At 63.0% G+C, this 12,991-nt stretch carries 9 protein-coding genes; 4 read left to right on the plus strand and 5 right to left on the minus strand.

The features are described 5' to 3' along the window. Positions 1–19 precede the first annotated feature (19 nt). From ABIE62_RS03835 to ABIE62_RS03845, 3 genes are read left to right on the plus strand one after another with little or no spacing between them, the layout of a single operon-like run. On the plus strand, positions 20–1,237 hold the full coding sequence (locus ABIE62_RS03835) for a toxic anion resistance protein (RefSeq protein WP_354323713.1): 1,218 nt from the start codon (positions 20–22) through the stop codon (positions 1,235–1,237). After that, the gene (locus ABIE62_RS03840) at positions 1,234–2,052 is read left to right on the plus strand and encodes a hypothetical protein (RefSeq protein WP_354323715.1); all 819 of its coding nucleotides are present in this window, start codon (positions 1,234–1,236) and stop codon (positions 2,050–2,052) included. The genes ABIE62_RS03835 and ABIE62_RS03840 overlap by 4 nt, the downstream gene beginning before the upstream one ends. 3 nt (positions 2,053–2,055) lie before the next feature. Continuing rightward, a complete protein-coding gene (locus ABIE62_RS03845; protein WP_354323717.1) occupies positions 2,056–2,355 on the plus strand; it encodes a polyhydroxyalkanoic acid system family protein in 300 nt (99 codons plus the stop codon). A 13-nt stretch (positions 2,356–2,368) separates the two neighbouring features. Here the strand turns inward: ABIE62_RS03845 and ABIE62_RS03850 are convergent, their stop codons facing one another. The 3 genes from ABIE62_RS03850 to ABIE62_RS03860 form a co-directional block, all read right to left on the minus strand. Beyond that, on the minus strand, positions 2,369–3,142 hold the full coding sequence (locus ABIE62_RS03850; protein ID WP_354324086.1) for a class I mannose-6-phosphate isomerase: 774 nt from the start codon (positions 3,140–3,142) through the stop codon (positions 2,369–2,371). A 26-nt stretch (positions 3,143–3,168) separates the two neighbouring features. Beyond that, positions 3,169–4,212: a mannose-1-phosphate guanylyltransferase gene (locus ABIE62_RS03855; RefSeq protein ID WP_354323719.1), complete on the minus strand. Its 1,044-nt coding sequence runs from the start codon at positions 4,210–4,212 to the stop codon at positions 3,169–3,171. A 102-nt stretch (positions 4,213–4,314) separates the two neighbouring features. Beyond that, positions 4,315–5,046, minus strand: coding sequence for an energy transducer TonB (locus ABIE62_RS03860; RefSeq protein WP_354323721.1), 732 nt, complete (start codon positions 5,044–5,046; stop codon positions 4,315–4,317). 320 nt (positions 5,047–5,366) lie between these two features. Between ABIE62_RS03860 and ABIE62_RS03865 the strand changes: the two genes are divergently transcribed. Then, on the plus strand, positions 5,367–8,210 hold the full coding sequence (locus ABIE62_RS03865; protein WP_354323722.1) for an ATP-binding protein: 2,844 nt from the start codon (positions 5,367–5,369) through the stop codon (positions 8,208–8,210). Positions 8,211–8,372: 162 nt separating this feature from the next. On the opposite strand, the gene ABIE62_RS03870 is transcribed toward ABIE62_RS03865, so the two are convergent. Both ABIE62_RS03870 and ABIE62_RS03875 read right to left on the minus strand, forming a co-directional pair. Next, positions 8,373–11,810, minus strand: coding sequence for a TonB-dependent receptor (locus ABIE62_RS03870; protein WP_354323724.1), 3,438 nt, complete (start codon positions 11,808–11,810; stop codon positions 8,373–8,375). 251 nt (positions 11,811–12,061) lie between these two features. Then, positions 12,062–12,991 (minus strand): isopenicillin N synthase family dioxygenase, encoded by a 930-nt coding sequence (locus ABIE62_RS03875; RefSeq protein WP_354323725.1) that lies wholly within the window; start codon positions 12,989–12,991, stop codon positions 12,062–12,064.

The following is a 12,991-nucleotide window of genomic DNA, read 5'->3' on the forward strand; positions in this document are numbered from 1 at the left end:
TGATGGAGTAGATATTGGCATGAGCACCGAAACCAAGACGGCGACGTTAGACGCAACGGAATTCTCGCTCACCCCGCCCGATCCGGTGCCGCAGGTCGCGCCCGAACAGGCCGCTGGGCTGGTGCCGGTCAGCACAGAAGAGAAAAGCAAGCTCGACACCAAGGTCGATGCCTTCGTCAACGAACTGGTGTCGGTTGACGCCAATTCGCCTGCGTTTGGCGAAAAGGTCGATCAGATCACCCGCATGGGGCAGGAACAGATCCGTGCCGCCGCCGCCATGTCGAACCGGTTTCTTGATCGTCCTGTGCGGGCGATGGATGCAGATGGCAATGTCGGCAAGGACTTGGCCGAACTGCGCCGCACGGTCGAAGACCTTGATCCGGGCCGCAAGGGCAAGCTATCCGGCCCGCGCAAACTGCTCGGCATCATCCCGTTCGGCAACAAGCTGAAGAATTATTTTGACAGCTACACCTCGGCGCAGGGTCATATTTCCTCGATCCTTCAACGGCTGGATAGCGGCAAGAAGGAACTGCACCTCGATAATGCCGCGATCGACACCGAGCGCCAGAAGCTGTGGGCAGCGATGGGCGAGCTGGAACAGATGATCCACATCGCCAAGACGCTCGATGCGCGGTTGGAGGCCAAGGCGCTCGAACTCGACAGCTCTGATCCGGCCAAGGCCAAGGCGCTGCGCGAATCGGCGCTGTTCTATGTCCGCCAGCGCACGCAGGATTTGCTGACCCAGATGGCGGTGAGCGTGCAGGGCTATCTCGCGCTTGATCTGGTCAAGAAAAACAACGTTGAACTGGTCAAGGGCGTCGACCGCGCGTCTACGACCACGGTGGGCGCGCTGCGCACTGCGGTGACGGTGGCGCAGGCGATGACCAACCAACGGCTGGTCCTCGGTCAGATCACCGCGCTCAACAAAACCACCAGCGACATCATCGATTCGACCAGCACGTTGCTGCGCGAACAGACCGCGCAAATCCACGAACAGGCAGCGTCCAGCACCATCCCGCTGGAAACGCTGCAACGCGCGTTCCAGAACATCTATGACACGATGGACGAGGTCGACACGTTCAAGCTGCGCGCGCTCGATTCGATGAAGCAGACCGTCACCACGCTGACCGCCGAGGTCGAAAAGTCCAAAGGCTACATCGCCCGCGCGGAAGGGCAGGCCCAGGCGCAGTCCAAGGTCGCCTCGCAAACGCCGTCGCTGCTCGCACTGGATAAATGATGGTCGACAGCACCCGCGATTCTGACCGTATCCTGCGCGAGGCGAAAACCAGCCTCGCCGTGCAGCGCGAGGGCGGAACGCACCGCCCGGCGCCGCGCGGCAGCATCGGCAAGGGTTCGGCGGAAGTGAAGATGAAGGCCCTCCTGAAGCGCGTTCGCAACATCGCGCTGGCGGTGGTGGCGATCTGGATCGGCGCGGGGATTTTCAGCGCGGTGGTCGGCCCGCTGCTGTTCTGGGGCTTCATGGCCATGGTGGTCGCCACTGTCGTTGCGATCGGCGTGTTCGGCGTGTTCCCGAAGGTCAAAGTGCCCAAACGCGCCGAACTCACCCTCGGCAATCCGCAGCAGATGGTCGCGCGCACCGAATTGTGGCTGGAGGCGCAGCGGCCCGCTCTGCCCCCGCCCGCGCAGACCATCGTCGATCAATTGGGCGTGCAGCTCGATGCGCTTGGCCTGCAACTGCGCACGCTTGACGGCGCTCACCCGGCGATGGCTGAAGTGCGCGAATTGGTGGGCGAATATATCCCCGAAACGATCGACAATTACCGCAAGATTCCGGCCCACCTTCGCGGGGAACAGCACGCGGGCAAGACCGCCGATAAACGCCTCACAGAAAGCCTGTCGAAACTGTCGGGTGAGGTCGACCGCGTCACCCGGCGGCTGGCCGAAGGCGCATTGGACGATCTGGCGATCAAGAGCCGCTATCTTGAATATCGTTACGGCGGGGCCGATGCGCTGGAAGATATGCGCTCGCCCGATACCGGCGTGCCGCTGCCCGATTTCTCGGTCAAGCAGGCCAAAGAGCAGGAACATTGAGCGATGCGCGTCACCCTGCCCCATGATCTCACCAAAGACGAAGTGCGCCGCCGGATGCACGCCCATGTCGATGAAATCGCAGGGTTCTTTCCCGCAGGCATCGCCAAGATAACGACCGATTGGCCCAGCGAAGACCGCATGGCGATAACCGCCGAGGTGATGGGCTATACGATCCCCGGCGGGGTCGATGTGCGCGACAATGAGGTTGTGATCGAAATGCAACTGCCCGCGATGCTGGGGATGATGCGCGGGTCGATCGAATATGCGGTGAAGAAAGAGGCGGGGCGGCTGCTCACGCCGTAAAGCGTGTGCGGCGTCAGGCTGCTCGCACCAGCAGCGTTACCCCGGCGCGCGTGAAATCGAGCGCATCGAGGCTGGGCGCATAAAGGCATTCGCCCGCCCCAGCCCGCGCCAAACCATCGCGCGATGCAACCTCGCCCGCCAGCGGCAACGCCAGCAGCCCACCGGGATAGGCGGCATGGGTCGCCGCATCGGGCGCGCCTGCCACCCGGTCGAGCCGGAAATGCGGCCCATCGACCAGCACCTGCCCATCGGCGATGCTGCGGCGGTGCTGCGCGGCGTAAGGCCCGCCATCCGCCACCGCCAGCGCACGATCCAGATGCAGTTCGCGCGGGCGGCCATAATCATACAGGCGAAACGTCGTCTCGCTGGCCTGCTGCACTTCGACCAGCGACAGCCCCGGCCCAATCGCGTGGACGGTGCCAGCGGGCAGGTAGAACAGATCACCGGCGCGCGCGGCGTGCCAGGTGAGCAAGCTTTCAATCGTGCCATCGCGCGCCGCAGCGGCGATTTCTTCGGACGTCACCGCGCGCTCAAACCCGATGGCGAGCTCCGCATCAGGCTCGGCATCCAGCACCAGCCAGCATTCTTCCTTGCCCGCCTCCCCCGCCAGCGCGGTGGCATCGGAGGGGTGCACCTGCACCGATAGCTTTTCCGAGGTGAACAGGTATTTGACCAGCACCTGCGGCAGTTCTGGCGGCGGTTCGAACCAGATTTCGCCAATCTGTTCCCCCGGCGGCGCAATGAAGGGCGCGGGCAGGGTATCGCGGCCCCACACCTTGGCGACCATCCGTGTGGGAAGCTGGCGTGCTGCGCTCACTGGTTCACCGCCCCCGGCAGCTTGCCGACGCGCTGCGCCCCGTCGCGCGTCGTCACCAGCACTTCGTCGCCCGATACGATGATGCACACATCCTCCAGCCCCACCGCCGAAATGCGCGGACCGTCGGTAATGGCGAGCACGCCCCGGCAATGGTCGAGGTCAACCACGCCGCCCTTGGCAACATTGCCCGCCGCATCGGCCTCTCCCGCCAAGGCATCGGCCAGCGCGGCCCAATTGCCGATGTCCGACCAGCCCATGCGCGCGGGAACCATCGCCGCGCGCGCGGTGTATTCCATCACCGCATAGTCGATCGAATCCCCGTCAATCGCGGCAAATGGCGCGGGCGCGGGGTAGAAGCGCGCGCCGTCCTGATGCCCGCCTGCCACCGCCTCTGCCACCAACCGCGCCATATCCGGGCGGTGCGCGGCAAGCTCCGCCAGCAAATGCCCGGCGCGAAACGCAAAGATTCCGCCGTTCCAGCTGTAATCCCCGCTGGCACAGTATTGCTGCGCGCGCACGAGATCGGGCTTTTCGACAAACCGCGCCACTGTGAAACCGCCCGCCAGCGGCTCGCCGCGTTGCAGATAGCCGTAGCCGGTTTCGGGCCGATCAGGCGCGATGCCGAACGTCACTAGGTAATCTTGCCGCGCCAGTTCAGCCGCAGCCAGCGCAGCCGCGCGAAACGCCGCAGCGTCGGCAATGTGATGATCGCTCGGGCAGACCAGCATCACGGCATCGGCGGGCAGCAGCGTAGCGGCCAGCGCAATTGCGGGCGCGGTGTTGCGCGCCGAGGGTTCAATCACCAGCCGCGCGCCGGGGGTATCGCCCAATTGCGCGGTGATCAGATCGGCATGGGCCGCGCCAGCCACCACCAGCGGCGCGGCAAAGCGAGTATCGCCGGCCACCCGCCGCACCGCCTGTTCGAACAATGTCTCATCGCTCACCAGCGGCAACAACGGTTTGGGCACCGCCTTGCGGCTGACCGGCCACAGCCGCGTGCCGCTGCCGCCGCACAGGATAACCGGATGAATTGCTGTCACTTCATCTGCCTTTTTTGCTGGATAGGCGCGCTATATCAATCGCATTCATGACACCAGCATGAACGCCGCCGTCTGTCCGGAGTTCAGACCGCATTGCCGCAATCAGAACCACTGTTGACGCCAGTAGAACGGCGCGGCCACCGGGTTTCCTTCGCCATCGGTCGCCGGACGAAAGCCAAGCCGCGTTTCAACCAGCTGGCAGGTAATCCGATCGGCCTGATGGTCAGGACTGGGGCGATAGATGCTGCAATTGCGCGCGCGCCCATCGGTGCCAACGATCACGCGCACGATCACCTGCGTCCCGCGCCGCGCAGCGCGCCCGCCGGGCGGCACCGGAAAATCGCGCGCATTGTCGATACTGCCGGAAATGTGCACCGGCTTGGTCACGGCAATCCCGCCGCGCCCGCTGCCGCGATTGCCGCTGCCCGTGCCCAGTCCCGTTCCCGCCGCCCCGGTGCCAGCGCCCGCATCAGCCGCGCCCGATTGGCTGGCCGTGCCGGTTGATGATGCGCGCGGCAAGGGGTCATCCTGTTTCAGCCTGACCTTGGGCGGCTGGCTGATCACCGGCTTGGCCACCGCTTCACGCCCCGGCGCACCTTGCGCACCTTCATCGGGTTCAGGTTGATTTTCAGGCGGCGGCGGATCCGGCGGCGCGGTGATCGTGACCGTAAAGGCCGACACCACCCCGCGTTCAACCGAGGCGGTGAAATCCGGGGCCAGAGCGCGGGCAAGACCGTACAGCGCGGCGAGGTGCAACACCACGATCCCCGCGATCAGCGGCCAGCTGAGCCGCTTGCGCTGCGCGCGAAAGCCTCTCGCATTCCCCATCGACATAACCCGCTCCGCGATTGCTCCATTCTGGACGAGGTTGCGTCCGCAAGCTTTCAAGTGATTCTATATCAGAACAGCATTATTTTGCGATGGAGCGCAGGATCGAGCGCGCACTGGATCATGAAGAAGGCGCCTTGGATGCCATCCTTGGCGCCAAAATTGACTCCGTCGGCTCTGAAACGGGCGCAACCGGCGGTGGGCAAGCTGCGCCTGCTCATGGCGATGTGGGGGCGGCGGGTTCGGGCCAAGTTGCTGGCCCTGTGCATTCCGATGCCTCTCCTCACGCCTCAGGGCCAGGTGTCATCGGCCGCGCAAGGATCGCGATGGGCAATCTTGACCGGGCGAGTCTGCTGGCGGCGATAATCGGCGGGGCGGCCTATCTGGCGCTCGCTTGGCTCAGCCTGCTCATTGCGCGCCCTGAGACGCATATCAGCCCGGTGTGGCTGCCCAATGCCTGCGCGGCGGCGTTCCTGCTGCGCGCGCAGCTTCGCAATGAAGTCCCGTTCCTGCTGGCCACCTTCGCTGCGGGGCTCTCCGCCAACGCCCTTGTCCAGCTGCCCGATCATGTCGCACTGGTGTTCGCACTGGCCAATGTGGTGGAGATCATTGCCGTTCTCGTGCTCACCCGGTGGGTGGTGCGCGGGCAATCGGACATGAACCATCTACCAGACCTTGCACGGTTCGTCTGGGCGGGCGGGTTGATCGGCCCCGCGCTTTCCGCGCTGATAACAGTGCCGGTGATGGGCAGCGGCCTTGACGCGATACTTCGCGGGGCGACCAGTTGGTTCCTTACCAACAGCATGGCGATGGTGCTGATCGTGCCGACAGCCTTGTTGCTGTTCGACCGGGTCAAGGGCCGACGGACTGCAACGCCGGCGCATCCGGCGGAAAGCCTCGCCTTGTTGATCGGCGGGATGGTTTGCACATTTCTGGTTTTCAGACAGACCTATTACCCGCTGATGTTCCTGATCCAGCCGATCACGCTGATGCACGCGTTCCGGCTGGGCAGCCTTGGCAGCGCGCTGCATGTTGGCGCAGTTGCGGTGGTGGCGGGGGCCATGACGTGGGCCGGGCTCGGCCCGATTGCCGCTGCCGGCGGCACCGGGGGCATGACCGAACTGCATCTGCTGCAGGCTTTCATCGCGGCAAATTTCCTGACCGGCCTGCCAGTGGCCGCGATCCTTGCCGGCCGTGACCGGATGACCGCCGCGCTCGAAGCGGGCAAGCGGCAGATCGACCTGCTCACCGACAATATCACCGATGCGATCCTGCGTTACGATATGGACGGTGTGTGCACCTATGCCTCGCCCTCGGTCAGCGCGGTGATGGGGGTGTCGCCTGAAACCTTTGTCGGCAATCCGGTAACTGCGCGCCTGCACCCCGATGCGCGCGACCGGACGATGCAGGCGCTGGGCCGCCTGCTCGGCGGGATCAGCGAAACCGAACGCGTCACCTATCGCCGGTTTTACGATAGTCCAGATGGCACTGCGGTGTTTCTCGAGGCCAACTGCGCGGTGGTGCGCAACCCCCAGACCGGCGCGCGCGAAGGCGTGGTCGTGGCGGCCCGCGATGTCACCGAGCGGGTTGAGCTTGAACTGCTTCTCACCCGCGCGCGGCGCCATGCCGAAAATGCGACGCAGGCCAAATCCGCGTTCCTCGCCAATATGAGCCATGAAATCCGCACCCCGATGAACGGCGTGCTCGGCTTTGCCGAATTGATGTTGCAGGGCGATCTGGCTGATGATCAGCGCCGCTTTGCCGAATTGATCGTGCAATCGGGCCGGTCGATGATGACGCTGCTCAACGACGTGCTCGACCTGTCCAAGATCGAAAGCGGCCAGTTCACGATTGATCGCGCCCCGGTGAACCTGCACGACAGCCTGGCCGAATGCGCGGCGCTGCACCGGCACACTGCCGAAAACAAGGGCCTGACGCTCGATTTTGCATGGGCTACTAACAATTGCGCCGAAGCCACGCAGCGCCCGTGGATCATGACTGACGGGCTGCGATTGCGCCAGATCGTGCTCAACCTGATCGGCAATGCGGTGAAGTTCACCGAAGCGGGGCATATCCGGGTCAGTTGCAAGATCACCCCGGATGAGGTGCAGGTGGTGATCGCCGATAGCGGGATCGGCATCAGCCCGGATCGCCTCGAAGCGATTTTCCACCCCTTCACGCAGGGCGAGGCCGATACCGCGCGGCGCTTTGGCGGCACCGGGCTTGGCTTGTCGATCAGCCGCCATCTTGCCACCCTGCTAGGCGGCCGGATCGAGGTTGAAAGCCGCCCCGGTGAAGGATCGCGTTTCACCCTGATCCTGCCCGCGACGCTGGTGCAGTCCCCCACCCGGGACGAGCCGGCCGAACCGGTGAAGCCCGCCGACCTGCCGCTCGCCACGCGCATCCTGCTGGTCGAGGATCACGACATCAATCGCCTGCTGATGACTGAAATGCTGGAACGCTGCGGTCAGGATGTGGCGGTTGCGCATGACGGGAACGAAGCCATCGCGATGGTGATCGATTCGATCATGCGCGGGCGGCCCTATGATCTGGTGCTGATGGATGTGCAGATGCCCGATTGCGATGGCTATGCCGCCACCCGCGCGATCCGGGGCGAAGGGATCGGGCCGGGGCTGCTGCCGATCATCGCGCTGACTGCCAATGCCTTCCCCGAAGATATCACCGCCGCGCGGGCTGCGGGGATGCAGGCGCATCTGGCCAAGCCGGTGGCCTTCGCGCAGCTGGCGCGGACATTGCAACGCTGGCTGCCCACCCGGATCGTCGAATCGGGCGATCCGGGCACCACAACGACCCCGGCGGCGCGCGCGTCCTTACTGGCGCACTCACCGCAGCTTATCACGCGCTGGCAGACGCGGCGGAGCGAAGCCGCAGACGCAGTGCGCGCCGGTCTGACCGATGGCCTATTCACGCAGCCTGCAACCACCCCCAGCGCCCGCCGTGATCAGATCGCCGCACTGGCGCACAAGCTGGCCGGAACCGCCGCGCTGTTCGATGAGCCGGAGCTGGGCCAATGCGCGGCGGCGCTCGAACGCGCGCTCAAACGGGGCGAAGGTGCGGCGCGGTGCGAAGCTTTGGCGCAGGATCTGCTGGCGCTGGCCGATGGAGTGAACAGCGCTGATACCCAGCGGGCGGGCGGCAGCAGCAATTAGGGTCGAAGCCTACCCCCGCTGGCCAGGAATCGCGGTTTGTCTTCCAAGACCGGCCCCTCTGCGAGCGCAAATCTTGCAGTCGGTAGCCGCGTAAACAAGCGGGAAATGCAAACGGCGGCACCCATGGGTGCCGCCGCCGCGTTTTCAAAGCCAACCCGGGGGTCAGAAATCGTAGCTGACGCCAACTTTGATCCGCCAGACCGACGAGCTGATATTGACGTTATTGTCGTTATTGAAGGCATCTTCCCCCGCAAAGCCGGAAATGATGTAGCGGCCCTGCGCATCGATCCCGGAGATATTGGCAATATCCTGCAATCCGGCAAAATTGCGCCGCCGCTGCACGTTCCAGCTGCTGTCCAGCAGATTGAGGAAATTGTCGACCGTAGCGAACAGCTTGATCTTATCATCATGACCGAACAGGCGGCCCGGCCCCGGCAGTTCCTGCGACAGCGACAGATCCATATCGTAATACCAGTCGTTGGTGCAGGTATTGCGAGGGATCGAGCTGCCGATGTGCGCCTTGGCGCAGCCCAGACCATTGGCAAAATCGACCAGGCCCTGCACCGCAGCCGCATTCGACGTAGGCGCAATGTTCGGATCGTTCACCCCTGTTGGCAGATAGACCAGCGCATTGTCATTGCCCGAAGCGCTGTCGTTGAACACGCCGCCGCCGGTGAAGGTCAGGCTGAAGGGCCGGCCCGAGCGTGCGATGAAGGAAATCGACAGGCGGCTCGCCAGATCGCTGAAGAATTCTTCCTTGAACGACAACCGCGAGGTGATGTTGTGGCGCGATCCGAAGAATCCGCGCGAGGGATCGGGGTTCTGCCGGTCAAACGCCGCCGTCAGGTCGAAGTTCGAACCAGCGGTGGAGCTGAACATATTGCGCCGATCCCGCGCATGGGTCCAGGCATAACCGAGGTTGAAATCAACCGAACCGCCTTCGGTAAACAGCCCGCCATTGAACCGCTTGTCCAGAATGAAGGAGGCAATCTGGCTGTTGGTGCTGCCCGCATTGGTCAGCATCAATTCATCATCGCGGCTGGTGGCAAAACACGCCGCAGTGACACCCGAGAAAACCGGGCCGGGGTCGAGACCGACCAGTTCGGCGTCGCAATTGTTAGCCAACGGATCGATCGCCCGGAAGATTGGGCGGCCGTCAATTGTAAAGCCGCCCAGCCCGCGTGACGGATCAGGCGTTTGCGACAGGTCGACCAGCGTAAAAGGATTGCGCATATGGCTGTAAATGTAATCGAGCGTCAGATTCCAGCCGCTGAAAAATCCGCTGTCGGCGAAATCGAGACCGGAAGTGAAGCCCAGATTGGCGCGGATCACGCTGGGCAGTTTGATATCCGGGCTAATCGATTGGGTATCGCCAAGGCCCGCAGCCGAACGATTGACCGCCGCATCCACAAAACAGCTGGGCAGGCCGGTGAACTGGCCGCCAACCACCACATCGATCTGCCCTGCCGGACACGGCGCATCCTGCGTTGTGCCGGTGGCAAAGCCGCGGCCATCATTCTGGAAGGCATTGCCGAACCACACTAGCGGGTCACCGCCGGAAAACACGCCAACGCCGCCGCGCAGCTGCGCACCGGAAAACACCGCGAAATCATTCATATCGTATGTCAGCGCCAGACGCGGCATCACAATCGGATCGAGAGCGCTGAAACCGGTGTTGTTGCCAAAACCGTAACGGGCAACGAAATTCGGGTTGATCGCGGGCGCGCCGCCATCAAACCAGTCAACCCTGACGCCAATAACGGCATTGAGCTGGTCACTGATTTCCCATTCGTCCTGCGCAAACGCCGAATAGATCGTGCGATTGAAATCGGCCGCCGCATCGACGACATTGCCGGTCGAGGAGAAATTGCCGAACGCCCCTTCGGTCGCCCCACTGATGACGTTGGCGGGTATGGTGTTGGTCAGGTTGTTACCAGTGCCGGGTGACAGCAGGCCAGCTTCCAGATCGGCAATGTTGCGGAACACCAAGGTACCGGTCGCGTTCTGCACGAACAGGTTGAACAGCGATACACGGTTGTATTCAACCCCGACTTTGAAATGATGCGCGCCCGCATCCAGCTTTAACGCAGCGCGGAACTGATCAACATTGGTCCGCAGATCGTTGGCTGAACGCGAATTGCCCGGCCCAGCCATTACGGTGCCGTCAATTCCGGTCGGGTTATCGATGCCGACGATGATGCGCGGGATCGGATTGTCCGACTGCGCTTCGCCGCCGCCGATCGGATCCTGCAGATCGCGCACTTCTGAACGCGAATAGCGGATTTCGGACGAAAGATTGTCGGACCATTGCGAAAACAGGCGGCCCGAATAATAGTTCGATTTGGTGCCACTGATGCGGAAAGTGTTTTGGCCCACAGCCTGCGGGCTGTTGCCGGTGAACAGGTCATCCGCCAGCGTGGAGCCTTCTTCGAGCCGCTGATAGGTCGTTTCCAGACGGTGATCATCGTTGATCTGGAGATCGCCGCGCAGGAAATAGCGGTTGTTGGTGAACGGACGGCTGGTCACCAGATCACCGGTATCAATGCCGTAAACGCGATTGAGAACCTCACGAACTTCGTTGAACTGATCGACAGAAATACCGACCTGCTCGTTCGGGAAATTGGCCCCCGTCGGGCCATCATCCTGCGATTGGCCGGCTTCCTGATGTTCATAGGCGCCAAACAGGAACAGACGGTCCTTGATCACCGGGCCGCCAAGATAGACACCCCAGCGCTTGTCTGCCTCGATCGGGGCGACATTGCGGATTTCGCCGTCAGCTACAACCTTGTTGCCGCGCAGGCCATTGTCCGAATATTCGAAAAACCCGCCGAAATGGTAATCATTGCTGCCCGATTTGGTCACCACATTGATCGCGCAGCCGGTGAAATTGCCGTAATCGACATCGAACGGCGCAAATTGAACCTGCGTTTCACGCACTGCGTCAAACGGGATCGGGGTCGAACTGCGCGAGCTGAAACCGGTATCGTTGAGGCCGAAAATGTCGCCCTGACTGATCCCGTCAACCGTAAAGGCATTGCCGCGATCATTGCCGCCAAGGCAACTGATCCGGTCTGCGCCCGAACCACCATCGTCGCGGTCCAGGCTGACGCGCGGATCGAACCGGATGATGTCGCGGATATCGCGGTTGAAACTGGGGGAGTTTTCGAGCACTTCGAGCGAAAATGCTGAACCAGGGCCGGTCGCCAATTGTGTCACCGTGGCCCGTGTGCCGGATACGACGATGGTGCCGGACCCCACCGCAAGCGAGAAGCTGACCCCGGTTGCGCCCTGCAACGAGGTATTGATGTCAGAAATCGTCTGGCCTTCGAAACCCTCGGCATTGGCGGAGACGGTATAGGGACCGCCGACAATCAGGTTGGTTGCCGAAAATCTGCCACCCGCATCGGTTGTGGTGGTGCGCGATGCACCCGTGCGCGTATCGGTTACAATGACCGTCGCCCCGGAAATCGGCGTGCCGCTATCGTCTTGCACCGTGCCTTGGATACTGGAGGTGATCTGCTGCGCCATCACCGGCGCAGGCAAGATAGCGGCTGCGGAGAGGCTGACGATGCTGGCCGCGAGGAGATATTTAAGCTTCATGTGTGGAGCCCCTGAAACAATGGAAAATTACGGTAACGCGGGCCGCCCTAGCCCTGAACGCTTGCGGAAAAACGACTGTTCTGTGACAATTTGATGAAACACCCTTCCCCGATGCGCCGATTGCATAATGCGCGCTTTTCCGAACACCAGAAGACTCTCGGAGTTGCGCCATATCTGCGCGCGAGTGTTGCATCGCCGCAACGCCCGCAGGGTTTTTGCAATTGGCGGTTTACAGCCCCGAATGGCGAAAATCAGGCGAGATTGATCTCGCGCAGCCGCTGCATCAGGAAATCATGCGCGGTGATCGGTGCCGGCGGCGGAGTCGCGGCGCCTGCATCAATGCATTCGGGCAGTGGTTCAATCAGGAAATCGGGCCGGAAATGCAGGAAAAACGGCATCGAGAACCGCGCCCGCCGCGCCGCTTCACCGCGCGGATTGACCACCCGGTGCGTGGTTGAACGCAGCCGCCCGTTGGTCTGGCGTTCCAGCATATCGCCAACATTGATCACCAGCGCGCCCGGCGGCACATCAACCGCGTGCCATTCGCCCTGACGGGTGAGCAGTTCGAGCCCGGCTTCCTCGGCCCCCAGCAGCAGGGTGATGGTGTTGATGTCTTCATGCGCAGCGGCGCGAATCGCACCTTCGGGCGCGCCTTCGCCCAGCGGCGGATAATGCAGCAGCCGCATCACCGAATTGCCGTCTTCAATGCTGTCCGCAAAGAAATCGCGCGGACGGCCCAGATGCAGCGCAATAGCTTCGAGCACGCGCGCGCCGGCCACTTCGAACGCGGCGAACAGCGCGCTCATGGTTTCGCGGAAGCCTTCGACCTCGTCCGGCCAGATATTGGGTGCCATGAATTCAGCCAGCGGGTGGCCCGGCGGCAGGGTGCGGCCAACGTGCCAGAATTCCTTCAGGTCGAACACCTCGGCGTCCTTGGCCTTTTCGGTGCCGAACGGGGTGTAACCGCGCGCGCCGCCGCCGCCTTCGATCTTGTAGGCACGCTTGACCGGGTCGGGCAGCGCAAAGAACGCCTTGGACACGGCCTCGGCCTGATCGATCAGGTCTTGCGGGATGCCGTGATCGCGCACCACGGCAAAACCATATTCGCCAAAACTGCGCCCCAACTCATCGGCGATGGTATCGAGCGGCTGGGCGAGCGAGACTGAAGCAATGTTGATCAT

Source organism: Porphyrobacter sp. MBR-155, from assembly GCF_040547625.1.
Lineage (GTDB): Bacteria > Pseudomonadota > Alphaproteobacteria > Sphingomonadales > Sphingomonadaceae > Erythrobacter.

Bases quoted from the DNA above. Each gene is read 5' to 3' on its own strand.
- ABIE62_RS03835 (WP_354323713.1), top strand. From the start codon at position 20: ATGAGCACCGAAACCAAGACGGCGACGTTAGACGCAACGGAATTCTCG.
- ABIE62_RS03840 (WP_354323715.1), top strand. From the start codon at position 1,234: ATGATGGTCGACAGCACCCGCGATTCTGACCGTATCCTGCGCGAGGCG.
- ABIE62_RS03845 (WP_354323717.1), top strand. From the start codon at position 2,056: ATGCGCGTCACCCTGCCCCATGATCTCACCAAAGACGAAGTGCGCCGC.
- ABIE62_RS03850 (WP_354324086.1), bottom strand. From the start codon at position 3,142: ATGGTCGCCAAGGTGTGGGGCCGCGATACCCTGCCCGCGCCCTTCATT.
- ABIE62_RS03860 (WP_354323721.1), bottom strand. From the start codon at position 5,046: ATGTCGATGGGGAATGCGAGAGGCTTTCGCGCGCAGCGCAAGCGGCTC.
- ABIE62_RS03865 (WP_354323722.1), top strand. From the start codon at position 5,367: ATGGGCAATCTTGACCGGGCGAGTCTGCTGGCGGCGATAATCGGCGGG.
- ABIE62_RS03870 (WP_354323724.1), bottom strand. From the start codon at position 11,810: ATGAAGCTTAAATATCTCCTCGCGGCCAGCATCGTCAGCCTCTCCGCA.
- ABIE62_RS03875 (WP_354323725.1), bottom strand. From the start codon at position 12,991: ATGATCAACATTGCTTCAGTCTCGCTCGCCCAGCCGCTCGATACCATC.